The 15,463-nt window shown below is 69.4% G+C and carries 16 protein-coding genes; 15 read left to right on the top strand and 1 reads right to left on the bottom strand.

Going from position 1 to position 15,463, the window contains the following annotated elements:
* Positions 1 to 36: 36 nt before the first annotated feature.
* Positions 37 to 435 carry a DUF1844 domain-containing protein gene (locus FSY98_RS02255; protein ID WP_144873561.1) on the bottom strand — a complete coding sequence of 133 codons (399 nt, stop codon included), beginning with the start codon at positions 433 to 435 and terminating at the stop codon, positions 37 to 39.
* Between the two features lie 231 nt (positions 436 to 666).
* Between FSY98_RS02255 and infC the strand changes: the two genes are divergently transcribed.
* The 15 genes from infC to FSY98_RS02180 all read left to right on the top strand — a co-directional run bounded on the left by infC (position 667) and on the right by FSY98_RS02180 (position 15,162).
* Positions 667 to 1,308 carry a translation initiation factor IF-3 gene (infC, locus tag FSY98_RS02250; RefSeq protein ID WP_313955868.1) on the top strand — a complete coding sequence of 214 codons (642 nt, stop codon included), beginning with the start codon at positions 667 to 669 and terminating at the stop codon, positions 1,306 to 1,308.
* Between the two features lie 74 nt (positions 1,309 to 1,382).
* The gene (gene rpmI / locus FSY98_RS02245) at positions 1,383 to 1,577 is read left to right on the top strand and encodes a 50S ribosomal protein L35 (protein WP_025105280.1); all 195 of its coding nucleotides are present in this window, start codon (positions 1,383 to 1,385) and stop codon (positions 1,575 to 1,577) included.
* Positions 1,578 to 1,609: 32 nt separating this feature from the next.
* Positions 1,610 to 1,996, top strand: a complete 387-nt coding sequence (gene rplT / locus FSY98_RS02240; protein WP_045252681.1) for a 50S ribosomal protein L20 — start codon at positions 1,610 to 1,612, stop codon at positions 1,994 to 1,996.
* A gap of 103 nt (positions 1,997 to 2,099) precedes the next feature.
* Positions 2,100 to 2,912, top strand: coding sequence for an RNA methyltransferase (locus FSY98_RS02235; RefSeq protein WP_144873559.1), 813 nt, complete (start codon positions 2,100 to 2,102; stop codon positions 2,910 to 2,912).
* A gap of 105 nt (positions 2,913 to 3,017) precedes the next feature.
* On the top strand, positions 3,018 to 3,686 hold the full coding sequence (locus tag FSY98_RS02230) for a response regulator transcription factor (RefSeq protein WP_144873556.1): 669 nt from the start codon (positions 3,018 to 3,020) through the stop codon (positions 3,684 to 3,686).
* 3 nt (positions 3,687 to 3,689) lie between these two features.
* Positions 3,690 to 5,066 carry a HAMP domain-containing sensor histidine kinase gene (locus tag FSY98_RS02225; RefSeq protein ID WP_144873553.1) on the top strand — a complete coding sequence of 459 codons (1,377 nt, stop codon included), beginning with the start codon at positions 3,690 to 3,692 and terminating at the stop codon, positions 5,064 to 5,066.
* Entirely contained in the window at positions 5,066 to 6,031 is a 966-nt protein-coding gene (locus FSY98_RS02220; protein WP_144876561.1) for a TAXI family TRAP transporter solute-binding subunit, read from the top strand. The genes FSY98_RS02225 and FSY98_RS02220 overlap by 1 nt, the downstream gene beginning before the upstream one ends.
* A 352-nt stretch (positions 6,032 to 6,383) precedes the next feature.
* A complete protein-coding gene (locus FSY98_RS02215) occupies positions 6,384 to 7,133 on the top strand; it encodes an amino acid ABC transporter ATP-binding protein (protein ID WP_396652314.1) in 750 nt (249 codons plus the stop codon).
* A 54-nt stretch (positions 7,134 to 7,187) separates the two neighbouring features.
* A complete protein-coding gene (locus FSY98_RS02210) occupies positions 7,188 to 8,096 on the top strand; it encodes a glutamate ABC transporter substrate-binding protein (protein ID WP_144873550.1) in 909 nt (302 codons plus the stop codon).
* A 71-nt stretch (positions 8,097 to 8,167) separates the two neighbouring features.
* On the top strand, positions 8,168 to 8,815 hold the full coding sequence (locus FSY98_RS02205; protein WP_144873547.1) for an amino acid ABC transporter permease: 648 nt from the start codon (positions 8,168 to 8,170) through the stop codon (positions 8,813 to 8,815).
* Positions 8,812 to 9,759 carry an amino acid ABC transporter permease gene (locus tag FSY98_RS02200; protein ID WP_144873544.1) on the top strand — a complete coding sequence of 316 codons (948 nt, stop codon included), beginning with the start codon at positions 8,812 to 8,814 and terminating at the stop codon, positions 9,757 to 9,759. Before FSY98_RS02205 ends, FSY98_RS02200 begins: the two co-directional genes overlap by 4 nt.
* A gap of 33 nt (positions 9,760 to 9,792) precedes the next feature.
* Complete coding sequence (pheS, locus tag FSY98_RS02195; protein WP_144873541.1) at positions 9,793 to 10,833, top strand: phenylalanine--tRNA ligase subunit alpha; 1,041 nt, start codon at positions 9,793 to 9,795, stop codon at positions 10,831 to 10,833.
* On the top strand, positions 10,833 to 13,337 hold the full coding sequence (gene pheT / locus FSY98_RS02190) for a phenylalanine--tRNA ligase subunit beta (protein WP_144873538.1): 2,505 nt from the start codon (positions 10,833 to 10,835) through the stop codon (positions 13,335 to 13,337). The genes pheS and pheT overlap by 1 nt, the downstream gene beginning before the upstream one ends.
* Before the next feature lie 73 nt (positions 13,338 to 13,410).
* A complete protein-coding gene (locus tag FSY98_RS02185) occupies positions 13,411 to 14,130 on the top strand; it encodes a DUF402 domain-containing protein (RefSeq protein WP_144873535.1) in 720 nt (239 codons plus the stop codon).
* A gap of 63 nt (positions 14,131 to 14,193) precedes the next feature.
* Complete coding sequence (locus FSY98_RS02180) at positions 14,194 to 15,162, top strand: NAD-dependent epimerase/dehydratase family protein (protein ID WP_144873532.1); 969 nt, start codon at positions 14,194 to 14,196, stop codon at positions 15,160 to 15,162.
* Positions 15,163 to 15,463: the final 301 nt, after the last annotated feature.

Here is a 15,463-nt window from a genome sequence, read left to right as displayed (position 1 = left end):
TCGCTCACGACCCGCGGGGCGACTGTGCCGGGCCGGTCAGTTGACGGGGCCGGTCCATTTCTCGCCCGGGCCCTTGCCGATCGGGTCGGGGATGGCGGAGGCCTCGCGGAACGCGAGCTGGAGTGAGCGCAGCCCGTCGCGCAGCGACCGCGCGTGCATGTCGCTGATCTCGGGCGCGCCGGCCGTGATGAGTCCGGCGAGGGCGTTGATGAGCTTGCGGGCCTCGTCGAGGTCGAGCTGCTCGGCGGCGCGGGGGTCGTCGGCCAGACCGAGCTTCACGGCGGCGGCGCTCATGAGGTGCACGGCGGCCGTGGTGATGACCTCGACTGCGGGGACGTCGGCGATGTCGCGCGTGGCCGACGATGCCGCCTCCTCCTGCCGTGCCCAGCGCGCCTCGCGCTCGCGTGCGGATTCGTCCGGTACCTGGTTCGTCACTTCGCCTTGCTCTCTGTTAGACTGTGTCGGGCTCCGGAGCGTCATGCTCCGGTACGAAAGAGGATTCACTTCCCACCCGCGCTTGCCGTTCCAGGCTACCGGGTCTTGCACTCCGCCGGATCGCGTCGTCAGACAGGTCCGGTAGACAGGGTGCGGAGCCGGCATCTGACTGCCGGTGGGTGGGGACGATTCCGATTTCGCCCGGGATGCAGACAGCATCCTGGAGGCCGAATCCCATCGTCTAAGGAGTTCCGCATCAGCGATCCCCGCACCAATGAGCGCATCCGCGTCCCCGAGGTCCGCCTCGTCGGCCCCGCGGGTGAGCAGATCGGCGTCGTCCGCATCGAGGCGGCGCTGCGCCTTGCGCAGGAAGCCGACCTCGACCTCGTCGAGGTGGCCCCCAACTCGAAGCCTCCCGTGGTCAAGATCATGGACTACGGCAAGTTCAAGTACGAGGCCGCCCAGAAGGAGAAGGAGGCTCGCCGCAACCAGGCGAACACCATCCTCAAAGAGGTCCGCTTCCGTCTGAAGATCGAGGCGCACGACTACACGACGAAGCTCAAGCGCGCCGAGGGCTTCCTCAAGGCCGGCGACAAGGTCAAGGCCATGATCCTGTTCCGCGGTCGCGAGCAGTCGCGCCCCGAGCAGGGCGTGCGTCTGCTGCGCAAGTTCGCCGAAGACGTCGCCGAGCTCGGCACCGTCGAGTCGAACCCGACCATCGACGGTCGCAACATGGTGATGATCGTGGCTCCGCTGAAGAGCAAGTCCGAGGCGAAGCAGGAGCAGAACGCCGTCCGCGACGCGAAGAAGCAGGCCGCGCGCGACGCCAAGCACGAGTCGGACGACGCTCCCGCCGCAGCTGCGGCGGAGTGACGACCGCCCCACATACTCCCGCATCGCGGGTTGACACCGTCGCCTGACACAGGCGCCCTACGAAGGAAGAGAAGATGCCGAAGCAGAAGACCCACTCGGGTGCTAAGAAGCGCTTCAAGATCACCGGCAGCGGCAAGCTGAAGAAGCAGCAGGCCGGAATGCGCCACAACCTCGAGCACAAGTCGAGCCGTCGCACCCGTCGTCTGAACCAGGACCAGGTCCTCGCGAAGGCCGACTTCAAGGTCGCCAAGAAGCTTCTCGGCCGCTGACGCGCCCGACGCACGAATAGGAACACAGGAAAATGGCAAGAGTCAAGCGGGCGGTAAACGCCCACAAGAAGCGCCGCGTCATCCTCGAGCGCGCATCCGGCTACCGCGGTCAGCGTTCGCGCCTGTACCGGAAGGCCAAGGAGCAGGTCATCCACTCCCTGGTCTACTCGTACCGGGACCGTCGCAAGCGCAAGGGCGACTTCCGTCGCCTCTGGATCCAGCGCATCAACGCCGCTGCACGCCAGAACGGCATCACGTACAACCGCTTCATCCAGGGCCTCGGCCTCGCGGGTGTCACGGTCGACCGCCGCATGCTCGCCGACCTCGCGGTCAACGACGCGGCGACGTTCACGACGCTCGTCGAGACGGCCAAGAAGGCACTGCCTTCCGACGTCAACGCGCCGAAGTCGGCTGCGTAAGCAGTTCGTCACCACAGAGGACGCCTTCCTTCGGGAGGGCGTCCTCTGTCGTTTCCCCGCCGAGCTCCCCGAAGCGGGGGTCACTGTTCCCTAGACTGAGACCGTGCTGGAGAACCCCCGGTCCCCCCGAGTCCGTGCTGTCGCGAAGCTGACCAAGCGCAGTGCCCGAACAGAGACGGGTCTCCTCCTGCTGGAAGGACCGCAGGCCGTACGCGAGGCGCTCACCTACAGCCCGGAGGCGATCGTCGAGTTGTTCGCGACTCCGAGCGGGTGGGACAAGCACCCTGACATCCGCTCGAAGGCCGCGGATGCCGACATCGCCGTCGAGTACGTCACCGAGTACGTGCTCAACGCGATGGCCGACACCGTGACGCCCCAGGGCCTGGTCGCCGTGGTGCGGCAGACGCCGACCTCCGTGCGTGACATCTTCGCAGCGTCACCCCGGCTCGTCGCGATCTGCGAGGAGATCCGCGACCCGGGCAATCTCGGCACCATCATCCGGGCGGCGGACGCGGCCGGTGCGGATGCCGTCGTGCTCACCGGTCGCACGGTCGACCCCTACAACCCCAAGGTGGTGCGGGCCACGACCGGTTCGCTGTTCCACCTGCCGGTGTCGGTGGGCGCCGAGCTCGCAGACGTCGTGGAGCGCGCGCACGCGGCAGGGCTCACGATCCTCGCCGCCGACGTCAAGGGCGACGACCTGCTGCAGGCGCGGGCCGAAGGCGTGCTCTCCCGGCCGACCGGATGGCTGTTCGGCAACGAGGCGCGGGGCCTCGAGGACGAGGCGCTCGAGCGCGCCGACCTGGTGCTCAAGCTGCCGATCTTCGGGCGGGCCGAGTCGCTCAACCTCGCGACCGCAGCCAGCGTCTGCCTGTACGAGAGTGCCTTCGCACAGCGCGCCGACGCGTCTGCCTGAGCCGCTACCGCGGCCGGGGCTCGTCTCCGACGGAGAGGTCGGCTGGTAGGGTTTCTCTTTGCGCGTGCGCGGAGAACGCCTTCGCGGAGAAGGGGACCGGGGTCGATGCGGATTCTGATCGTGGAGGACGACGAGCGCGTCGCCGCCGCGCTCGACGCCTTCCTCGCGCGGTCGGGCTACGCCACGGTGCGCGCTGCCGACGGCGTCACGGCCCTCGAACTCCTCGGAGCCGATACCGAGGTCGTCCTCCTCGATCTCGGACTCCCCGACGTCGACGGCATCGATCTCTGCCGCCGCATCCGCGGCAGGTCCGACGTGCCGATCGTCATCGTCACGGCCCGCAATCAGGTGACCGAGCGCATCAAGGGTTTGCGCGCGGGAGCCGACGACTTCGTGGTCAAGCCCTATGACGTGCACGAGCTGCTCGCCCGCATCGAGGCGGTCACGCGTCGTTCGCGACCTGTGCGTTCGGAGTCGGAGGGGATCGTGTCCCTCGACGGCGGTGCGGTGCGGATCGACCTCGTTGCGCGTCAGATCGTCGTCGACCGCGAGCCCGTCGAACTGACGCGCAAGGAATTCGACATCGTCGCGGTACTGGCGCGGTATCCCGGTGTGGCCGTGCCGAAGGAGCGCCTGATCCGCGAGGTCTGGAACACCGACTGGCGCGGCTTCGGTCACTCCCTCGAGGTGCACATCGGAGCGATCCGCCGCAAGGCGGGGCAGCGCCGCCTCATCGAGACCGTGCGCGGCGTCGGCTACCGGCTGGCGGGCTGAGGGATGCGCAGGCGTCTCGTCGTCGTGTTCCTCGTCCCGCTGATCGCGATCCTCGTGTCGCTCGGCGGTGCGACGGCATGGAGCGCGACGCGCAGCATCCAGCAGACGTTCTACACCGAGCAGCTCGGTGATCTCGCGTACTTCGTGACCAGTGCGCGGCAGGCCCTGCGGTCGGGCAGCGCGACGGTCATCGAGGCCGAGGTGCGTCGGTTCCACGAGGTCTACGACATCGACGTCCGGGTGTTCGATCTGGCCGGCACAGCCTGGGCGGCGGGCGACGGCGACGACGACGTGCTGACCGATGAGGAGACCGCTCGGGTGGGGCTCGCGCTCTCCGGGCGGCGCGCTGAGGCGCCGGCTCCGGTGTTCCCGTGGAGCGTCGCGGAGTCCTCGCTCGTCGAACCGGTCATCGACGACGGAGACGTCATCGGCGCGGTCATGGTGTCTGCCGACACGGCGGCACCGCGGGCCGAGATCGTGCAGCAGGTGATCGTCCTCTCGCTCGTGGCGCTGGTCACGGTGGCCCTCGGCATCCTGCTCGTGATGCAGCTCGCACGCTGGGTGCTCTCGCCGGTGCGGCGGCTCGACGAGGCGATGATCGCCATCGAGCGCGGGGAGATGGACGCGCGTGTCGCCGAGGACACGGGTCCGCCGGAGCTGCGCCGTATGACGCGCGTGTTCAACGGCATGGCCGACGAGATCGAGCGCGTGATGACACGGCAGCAGGAGTTCGCGCTGAACGCCTCGCACGAGTTGCGGAACCCCCTCAACGCCCTGCTGCTGCGCGTCGAGCACCTCTCGACGGGGCTCGGAGAGGGCTGGCGGGACGACGTCGAGGAGACTCGGGAGGAGGGCCGCCGCATGGCGCGGATCCTGGAGACTCTGCTCGGCCTGGCGACGGGGGGCCGCGGCGACACCTCGATCTCGGCCGTGGACCTGACGGCACTCGCAGGGCGGCGCGCGGAGGCGTGGCAGCAGGTCGCCGGCCAGCGGGGCATCTCCGTCGTGGCACCGGGACGCGAGCCCGTCATGAGCGTGACCGACCGGACGATCGTCGAGAGCGCGCTGGATGCCGTGATCGACAACGCCGTGAAGTACTCGATGCCCGAGTCGGTCGTGGTGGTCGCCGCCGCGCGCGACGACCACGCATGCCTGTTGACCGTGCGCGACCAGGGCCCGGGTCTCACCGACGAGCAGGCGGCTGCGGCGACCGACCGTTTCTGGCGCAGCGATGACAGGGGGGACACCCCCGGCTCGGGACTCGGGCTCGCCATCGCGACCGATCTGCTGGAGTCCGTGGGCGGGGCGATCCTCGTCGAATCGCCGAAGGACGGCGGCCTGCTGGTCTCATTGGTTTTGCCGGACGAGGCGGAGACGTGATGCGGCGCGGCGCGGCGCGGCGGATCGTCGCCGGCGTGCTCGCGGTCCTGATGGCGGGCTCGGTGAGCGCATGCTCGTCGCATTCGGCCGAATGGGGCGACGTCGAGTACGAGATCGCCGGCGGCGGCGCGAACGGCGTCTACTTCGCCTACGGTCAGGGCCTCGCCGACGAGCTCGCCGCCACGCTCGACGTGCAGATGACCGCCGCGCAGACCGCCGGCTCGGTCGACAACCTGCTGCGCGTCAGCTCGGGAGACGCGTTGCTGGGCTTCGCGCAGGGCGATGCCGCGGCCGATGCGGTGGAGGGGGAGGGCGCGTTCCCTGAGCCGCTTCCCGTGCAGGCCGTCGCGCGGCTCTACGACGAGTACCTGCACGTCGTGGTGCGCGCGGACTCCGACATCGACGGCCTCGACGATCTCGCCGGTCGCGTCGTGTCGCTGGGGGCGCAGAACTCCGGGGTCAACGTCATCGCCTCGCGCGTGCTGCACGCGGCCGACGTCGACCCCGCATCCGTCAGTGACCCCCGAATGGGACTCGCTGCGTCGATCCAGGCGCTGGAGGACTCCGAGATCGACGGCTTCTTCTGGGTCGGCGGCATCCCGACCCCGGGCATCGCCGAGCTGGCCGAGCAGACTCCGGTACGGCTGCTGCCCATCGAGCAGAGCTGGGTGAACGAGGTCAACGAGCGATACTCGTACGCCTACCGGCCCTCCGATCTGCCCGTCGGACTGTACGGACTCGACGAATCGCAGCCGACTCTCGCGGTGCCGAACTACCTGGTCACGGCGGCCGGCACTCCGGACGGAGTGGTGCGAGACGTCCTGCGCGGCCTCTTCGACGGACGAGCGAGCCTCGCGCACGAGGTGCCGGCGGCCGCGCTGCTCGACCGCACGCAGGCGATCTTCACCGGGCCCGTCCCGCTGCACCCCGGGGCCGTCCGATACTTCCGCGAACAGCGCGACTGACGCCTCAAGAAATCCTCAAGAAGTTCTCGCGACGGCATCCGGCTCTGTCACTCTGGGGTCGATCGCGCTCGATTCGACGGAGAATTCAGATGCCATGCACCCGGCGCCCTGTTCTGCAGGCCGGGCGCAGGCATCCCGCCGGATCACCCCGCGATCGCATCCGATCGGAGGCTTGCTGCCTCGCGCTCCTTGGGGGAGGAGCGCGGCAGCAGGGACGCCCCCACGGTTCGCGGGGGCGGACCTGGGGGCACTCCGCCGTTCGGGCAGAGAGGGCTCGATCCGGGGATTACGAACGTGTAAATCTCGCCGAGCCCGCCTGGAGACCCGCCACCCCCGTGGCTAGTTTGGAGAAATGATGACCTCTGATAAGCCGCTCGTCGTCGTCGACGACGTGCAGAAGCACTACGGCGACTTCCAGGCGCTCACCGACATCAATCTCACGGTCAACGCCGGCGAGGTCGTGGTCGTGATCGGCCCTTCCGGTTCGGGCAAGTCGACGCTGTGCCGCACGATCAACCGCCTCGAGACCATCACGAGCGGGTCCATCAGCATCGACGGCAAGGCTCTGCCCGCCGAGGGCAAGGGGCTCGCGAACCTCCGCGCCGACGTCGGTATGGTGTTCCAGTCGTTCAACCTCTTCGCGCACCTCACGATCCTCGAGAACGTGACGCTCGGACCGATCAAGGTCCGAGGCCTCAAGAAGGCGGATGCCGAGAAGGAGGCGATGGCCCTGCTCGAGCGCGTCGGTGTCGCCCAGCAGGCGTCCAAGCTCCCTGCGCAGCTCTCCGGCGGTCAGCAGCAGCGCGTCGCGATCGCTCGGGCGCTCGCCATGCACCCGAAGGTCATGCTCTTCGACGAGCCCACCAGCGCGCTCGACCCCGAGATGATCAACGAGGTGCTCGACGTCATGGTCGAACTCGCCCAGGAGGGCATGACGATGATCGTCGTCACGCACGAGATGGGATTCGCCCGCAAGGCGGCGGATCGGGTCGTCTTCATGGCCGACGGGCAGATCGTCGAGGAGGCCAAGCCCGAGGAGTTCTTCACGAACCCGAAGAGCGACCGGGCCAAGGACTTCCTCTCGAAGCTCCTCACGCACTGACGCGCCTCACAGCCTACAGACCCTGCACCACAGCACATCATGAAGGAGACGCACATGCGACGCACACGCACACTGGCAGGACTCGGTATCGCAGCCGCAGCCCTGCTCGCCCTGACGGCCTGCAACAGCGGCAGCCCCTCGAACCCCGGCGGAGGCACCGGTGGCGACGAGGGCGGAGAGGACTCGACCTGGTTCGAGGTGGCGACGGACGTCGACCTCGAGGGCAGCCCCACGTTCGACGCGATCACGGACCGCGACAAGGTCGTCGTCGGCGTCAAGGAGGACCAGCCCGGTCTGGGCTACCTCGACGTCACGACCAACGAGCGCACCGGCTTCGACGTCGACATCGCCCGCTGGATCGCGGCCTCGCTGGGCTACGACGAGGACAAGATCGAGTTCAAGCCGATCGCCTCGGCGAACCGCGAGCAGGCGATCACGAACGGCGACATCGACTACTACGTCGGCACGTACTCGATCACCGACAAGCGCAAGGAGCAGATCGCCTTCGCCGGTCCGTACTTCATCACCGGGCAGGGCCTGCTCGTCGCCGCCGACAACGACGACATCAAGAGCGAGGCCGACCTCACCGCCGACACCACGGTGTGCTCGGCGACGGGGTCCACCCCGATCCAGAACATCCGCGACAACTACCCCGAGGTCCCGACCAAGGAGTTCGACCTGTACTCCGCCTGCGTCGAGGCGCTGCTCTCGGGCGAGGTCCAGGCCGTCACGACCGACCAGGCGATCCTGATCGGCTACGCGGCTCAGGACCCCGACAACCTCAAGGTCGTCGGCGAGCCCTTCACCGAGGAGCGCTACGGCGTGGGCCTCGCGAAGGACGACGCCGCGCTGCAGGAGTTCATCAACACGATGTTCACCGACGGCGGCGACATCTGGCAGGCGATCTTCGACAAGAACCTCGGCTCTTCGGGCATCGAGGTCTCTCAGCCGGCCGTCGACTGATCGACTGAACGACCTGAGGGGGCGGCCCACCGCGGCCGCCCCCTCCTCAGAACTCAGAAGGGGAGGACGGCGTGGACGTCATCTTCGGAAACACCGACCTGTGGGGAAGGGCGCTGGGCAACACCCTGCTGATCTTCTTCGGCGGCGGTGTCCTCGCGCTCGTCCTGGGCATCATCGTGGGCGCCATGCGTGTCTCGCCCGTACCGATCGCTCGCGGCGTCGGCACGGTGTACGTGAACCTCATCCGGAACACCCCGCTCACGCTCGTCTTCTTCTTCTTCGTCTTCGGCTACCCGCAGCTGGGCCTGCCGAAGCTCAGCACCACGATCCTCGGCATCCTCGCGATTGGCATCTACACCGCGACGTACGTCGCCGAGGTGCTGCGTGCCGGCATCAACACCGTTCCGGTCGGGCAGGCCGAAGCCGCCAGGGCGATCGGGCTGCCGTTCGGGCAGGTGATGACGCTCGTCATCCTCCCGCAGGCGTTCCGCTCCGTCGTCCCGCCGATGATGAGCGTGTTCATCGCGCTCCTCAAGAACACCACTGTGGCCGCCGGGTTCTCGGTGCTCGAGCTCGGAGCCATCCGCTCCTACCTCAGCGAGCGCGGTGAGAACGCCCTCGTCGTCCTCCTGTGGGTGGCAGCGATCTTCGTCGCCCTTGTCCTGGTGCTCAGCTGGGTCCAGCGGTATCTCGAGAACAAGTGGAGGATCGCGCGATGACTTCCGTCCTGTACGACGTCCCCGGTCCCAAGGCCATCCTGCGGAACCGCCTGCTCGGCGTGGCGACGGTCGTCGTCATCCTCGCCCTGCTCGGCTTCATCGGATGGCGCTTCGCCGTCAGCGGCCAGTTCGACGCCTCGCGCTGGTACGTCTTCACCTTCAGCGCGGTGTGGACGCAGATCTTCGGCGCCCTCGGGCGCACTCTCGCGGCGTTCGCGCTCGCGGGAATCCTCAGCCTCGTCGTCGGATTCGTCCTCGCGATCGGCCGCCTGTCGGACCACGCCTGGATCCGCATCCCCGTCACCGTCATCACCGAGGTCTTCCGAGCCGTCCCCGTGCTCGTGCTGATGATGCTGCTCTACTACGGCCTGCCGACGGTGGGCGTGAAGATGGAGCCCTACTGGGCAGTGGTCATCGCGCTCATGGTCTACAACGGCTCGGTGCTCGCAGAGGTTCTCCGCGCCGGAGTGGAGTCGCTCCCGCGTGGGCAGAAGGAGGCCGGGTACGCGATCGGCCTCCGCAAGAGCGGCGTCATGCGCCTCATCCTCCTGCCGCAGGCCATCCGCGCCATGCTGCCGGTCATCGTCGCCCAGCTCGTCGTCACGCTCAAAGACACGGCGCTCGGCTTCATCATCACGTACCCCGAACTCCTCTACTTCGCGAAGCAGCTGACCTCGCAGCAGGGGCGCCCCGTGCTGCAGTCGGCGTTCGTGATCGGGGGCATCTACATCATCATGTGCCTCATCCTGTCGGGCGTCGCCCGCTGGCTCGAGATCCGCACGCGTCGGTCGCCCAAGCTCCGCGGAGGCGCGGGCGCGCCCGGCGGGCCGGCAGGCGGACGCGACCCGCGTCAGCACCAGGACGGCACGAACACCGAGCTCATCGCAATGCAACGCGGTGCAGGCAGGTTCGACGGCACGAGTACCGGCACGGGCGGGGTCTGAGCGCGTCACCGCTCGCCGGTAGACTCGTCTCTCGTGTCTGAGTCACTCGAAATCACCCCGGAGGCGGTCGAAGCCGCTGTCGCGGCGGCGCTCGACGCCATCGCCGCGGCAGCCGACACCGCCGAGCTGAAAGCCGCTCGTGCGGCGCACGTCGCGGAGGGGTCGCCGCTCGCGGTCCTCAACGCCTCGATGCGTCAGGTCGCCCCCGAGAACAAGGCGGCGTTCGGCAAGCTCGTCGGTCAGGGACGCGGTCGTGTGACCCAGGCCCTCACCGCAAAGGAATCGGAGCTGGCCGCCGCCGAGGTCGCAGCCCGGCTCGAATCCGAGCGCGTCGACATCACCGCGGTCTCCTCGCGCACGCGTGTCGGCGCTCGGCATCCGCTCACCCTGCTCAGCGAGCAGATCTCCGACATCTTCGTCGGCATGGGATGGGAGATCGCGGAGGGGCCGGAGCTCGAGCACGAGTGGTTCAACTTCGACGCCCTGAACTTCGACGTCGACCACCCCGCTCGCCAGGAGCAGGACACCTTCTACGTCGACCCGCCCTCGCGCCACCTCGTCATGCGCACGCACACCAGCCCCGTGCAGGTGCGCTCGATGCTCGGCCGCGAGGTGCCGATCTACGTGCTGTGCCCCGGCCGGGTCTACCGCACCGACGAGTTCGATGCCACGCACCTGCCGGTGTTCACGCAGTTCGAGGGCCTCGTCATCGACAAGGGCATCTCGATGGCCCACCTCAAGGGCACGCTCGACCACGTCGCGCGCCAGCTCTTCGGACCGGAGGCGAAGACGCGCTTCCGCACGAACTTCTTCCCGTTCACCGAGCCCTCCGCCGAGCTCGACCTGTGGCACCCGACCTTCAAGGGCGGCGCTCGGTGGATCGAGTGGGGCGGATGCGGCATGGTGAACCCGAACGTGCTCCGCGCCGCAGGGATCGACCCCGACGTGTACAGCGGCTTCGCGTTCGGCATGGGCGTCGAGCGGGCACTGATGTTCCGCAGCGACGTGCAGGACATGAGGGACATGGCCGAGGGCGATGTCCGTTTCAGCGAGCAGTACGGGATGGTGGTGTGATGCGCGTCCCGCTCTCGTGGTTGCGTGAATACGTCGATGTGGCGACCGGAACGACGCCGGAGGACGTCCTCGCAGCGATGGTCTCCGTCGGGTTCGAAGAGGAGGACGTCCACCGCTTCGATCTGCAGGGCCCGATCGTCGTCGGCCAGGTGCTGTCGCTCGAGCCGGAACCCCAGTCGAACGGCAAGACCATCAACTGGTGCCAGGTCGACGTCGGCGAGGCGAACGGCGGCGTGCGCGGCATCGTCTGCGGCGCGCACAACTTCGTCGTCGGCGACAAGGTCGTGGTGACGCTGCCCGGTGCCGTGCTGCCAGGTCCGTTCCCGATCGCTGCGCGCAAGACCTACGGTCACGTGTCCGACGGCATGATCGCGTCTGCGCGCGAACTCGGTCTCGGCGACGAGCACAACGGCATCGTCGTGCTCTCGGACCTCGGCCTCGACGCCCCGGTCGGCACCGACGCGATCGCCCTCCTCGGCCTCGACGACGTCGCGGTCGACGTGAACGTCACGCCCGACCGCGGCTACGCGTTCTCGGTGCGCGGCATCGCCCGCGAGTACTCGCACGCGACCGGCGCGTCCTTCCGCGACCCCGCCGAGCGCGACTTCGCCGAACTGCAGCCGGGCGCCGGGCATACGGCGGTCGTCGACGACTCCGCCCCGATCCGGGGCGCGGTCGGCGCGAGCGAGTTCGTCACTCGCGTCGTGCGCGGCGTCGATCCGTCGCGTCCCACACCGCCGTGGATGATCGCGCGCCTCTCGCTCGCGGGCATGCGGTCGCTGGGCGTGCTCATCGACATCACCAACTACGTGATGCTCGAGCTCGGTCAGCCACTGCACGGCTACGACCTCGACAAGCTCGCCGGCGGCATCACCGTCCGCCGCGCGACGCCCGGCGAGAAGATGACGACGCTCGACGGGCAGGAGCGGAAGCTCCACGTCGAGGACCTCCTGATCACGGACGAGTCCGGTCCGATCGGCCTCGCCGGCGTGATGGGCGGCGGCACCACCGAGATGAGCGACACGACGACGAACGTGCTGATCGAGGCGGCGACGTTCGATCCGGTCACCATCGCGCGCACGGCTCGCCGTCACAAGCTCCCGAGCGAGGCGTCCAAGCGCTTCGAACGGGGTGTCGACCCCCTCGTGCCGTTCGTCGCCGCCCGCCGCGCCGCCGACCTCATGGTCGAGCTCGCCGGGGGCACGCTGACGGAGGAGGGCGGCGCACTGTTCGCCGAGGTCACCACCTGCGAGATCGGGCTACCGCGCGGCTTCGTGCAGGGTCTCATCGGCGTGGACTACACGGATGCCGAGATCGTCGAGGCGCTGACGATGATCGGCGCCGAGGTCGACGACGCCGACCACGGCTGGACCGTCATCCCGCCGACCTGGCGTCCTGACATCACCGACAAGTGGTCGCTGGCCGAGGAGGTCGCGCGCATCCACGGCCTCGACCGCATCCCGTCGGTGCTGCCCACCCCGCCGTCCGGTCGCGGCCTCACCGCACACCAGCAGGGCCGTCGTCGCGTCGCGAACGCCCTCGCCGCGGCCGGCCTGGTCGAGACTCCTTCGTTCCCGTTCACCACGGAAGCGCAGAACGACCTGCACGGTTCCGCATCGGGGGAGCACGTGCCCAGCATCCGGCTGGCGAACGCCCTCGACGGCGCCGCTCCGTTCCTGCGGCGCTCGCTCATCCCGGGTCTGCTGCAGATCGCGCACCGGAACATCTCGCGGGGCCTCACCGATCTCGCACTGTTCGAGACCGGCGTCGTGTTCCTTCCGGAGCCCGGCGTCGCCTACGGCACCGACGAGGTGCCGCCTCTGGGCGAGCGCCCCTCCGACGAGACCCTCGCACAGTTGAACGCGTCGATCCCACCGCAGCACCGGTACGTGGCTGCGCTGTTCACCGGCAACGTCGTGTCGCGCCAGCCCGGCCGTGCGGCTGAGCCCTCCGGTCTGTCGGAGGCGCTCGACGCGGTGGGGGTCATCGGCGAGGCGGCCGGCGTATCGATCGACGTCGCCCAGTCGCAGCGGGCCGCGCTGCACCCGGGGCGTACGGGCGTGGTCACGGTCGAGGGCACCGAGGTCGGGTACGTGGGAGAGCTCCACCCGGACGTGGCGTCTGCGGCCGACCTGCCAGGGCGGGCGACGGTGGTCGAGCTGGATCTCGACGGCATCCTCGCCCTCGCCGCCTCGAAGGCGGTCGCGCCCTCGCTGTCGACGTTCCCCGCCGCCACGCAGGACGTCTCGCTCGTCGTCGACGCCGCGGTGCCGGCCGGCGACGTCCGTGCGGCCCTGCGGGACGGCGCGGGCGCGCTGCTCGAGTCCGTCCGCCTCGTCGACGACTACCGCGGAGAGGGACTCGCCGATGGCACGAAGAGCCTCACGTTCGCGCTGCGCTTCCGCGCCGACGACCGCACCCTGACAGCGGCTGAGGCCACCGAGGCCAAGCTCGCCGGAGTGACCGTCGCCGCCGAGCGCTTCGGCGCCGCCATCCGCGACTGAAGCCGCGACTCGTGCTGCGCTCAGGGAGGGGACGCAGCACGAGTTCGACGGCGCCGCGCGGTACCGTGGCGGGATGACGACCGTGAACCCGCACGCCACGCCGCCAGCCGCCCCGCACGGGACGCGTCCGCTGGGCGAGGCGCCCTTCCTCGCCCCCGGCGATCAGATCGACTGGCACTACCGAAGGCCGGGCTGGCTGCGGGGCGAACCGTCGACGATCACACCGATGCGGGTCGTCCGTGACGACGAGCGCGGGCTCGTCGCCTGGCTGGCGCCCGGAACGGAGCAGGAGGGCCAGGGGGCGCAGGACGGGCGGCGTGTGCGCACGGTTCCGCTCGAGCGGCGCTGGATCGAGCCGCGTCGGCGGATCGTGGAGCAGTGGGTGGGCAACGGCATCCTGCGGATCGCCCCGGCGGATCGGCCCTGGTCGGTCTGGCTGTTCTGGAGCGAGGCGACGGGCGCCGACTGGACCTTCGCCGGGTGGTACGTGAACCTCGAGAACGCGCACCTCCGCACCGATCACGACACCTTCACGTCGGATCACATCCTCGACGTCGAGATCGAGGCCGACGGCGGGGTATCGATGAAGGACGAGGACGAACTCGTCGCCGCCGTGCAGCAGGGTCGCCTCGACAGCGAGCAGGCGGCGCAGATCGAAGAGCATGCGAGCGCGGCCATCGCTTCGTTCGCCGACGGAGACTGGCCGTTCGACGCGGAGTGGGTCGCCTGGCGCCCCGACCCCACGTGGACGGTGCCCGTGCTCGACGGACTCGACGACCTGCGTCAGCCGTGATCCGGCCTCCGCTCTGAGCGGATGCCCCTTCCGTCGCGCCGACGATGCTGATGACATGGGTGCATGACGGATGTGCTGATCCTCGGAGGAACCGGGTGGCTGTCTGGCCGCATCGCCGAGCGGTGGCTGTTGTCGGGCGCCGCGGTGACGTGCCTCGCCCGCGGTGGTCGCCCCGCGCCGCAGGGGGCGACGGTCGCGCTCGCAGACCGCGACCACCCGGCGGCGTACGACCTGGTGTCGCGCTCGGACTGGGACCACGTCGTAGACGTCTCGTCCCGTGCCGACCACGTCCGAGCGGCCGTGGATGCGCTGGGAGCCCGTGCCGGACGCTGGACCTACGTCTCGTCGGTATCGGTGTACGCCGACGACGACCGAGAGGATGCCGACGAATCGGCCCCGCTGCTCGAGCCGGCGGAACCGGGAGACGACGACGACTACGGTGCGCAGAAGGTCGCAGCGGAGAACACCGTCCGAGAACTCGGCGGCGGTCGAACATTGATCGTGCGGCCCGGTCTCATCGTGGGAGACGGGGATCCCAGCGACCGGTTCGGATATTGGGGCGCGGCCTTCCTCCGAGCGCGGGGCGAAGACGTGCTCGTCCCCGCGTCTCAGGGCACGGACGTACAGGTCATCGACGTGGACGACCTCGCCGACTTCATCGTGGCGACGGACGCCGCGGGCGTCGTGAACGCAGTCGGCGAACGGCATCCGCTCTCCGAGGTCTTCGCACTGTTCCGCTCCTCAGCCCGGCATGACGGGCAGGTCGTCGAGGCCCCCGACGACTGGCTCGGGGCGCAGGGCGTCGAGTATTGGATGGGGGAGCGCTCCCTCCCGCTGTGGCTGCCGGCGGACATGGTCGGCTTCATGCGGCGGTCGAATCGCCGGTACCGCGAAGCCGGCGGCGGCTTGCGCCCGCTCGCCGACACCGTCGCACGGGTCGTCGCCGATGAGGACGAGCGTGGTGTCGACCGCCCACGCAAGGCCGGACTGTCCCGCCCCGAGGAGCTCGCGCTCCTGCGCCGTCTGCGGTGAAGCGCCGTCTGCGGTGAGGAGCCGCCCGGCGCGCGCCGACGCTCGCTACGTCGCCCCTCGACTGTGACGCCGGTGATTTGCGCGCCCATCGACCCCCGCGCTATCGTCGCGACATGCCTTCGGCCACCACCGCGACTCCGACGCTCGCTCCGAGCGTCATCGTTGTGCGCCGACGCCGCGACGGCCGCCGACTGTAGGCGACCCCGCGCTGCTGCCTGACCGGCGGTCGAGTGCCGGTGTCGCCGCCCCGGCCCCCGACACCGCACCCTGAATTCTCCGAAGGGTCCGACCGTTAAGGTAG

This window comes from Microbacterium sp. 1.5R, assembly GCF_007667425.1.
GTDB lineage: Bacteria > Actinomycetota > Actinomycetes > Actinomycetales > Microbacteriaceae > Microbacterium.
This window is presented reverse-complemented; position numbering and strand designations above follow the sequence as displayed.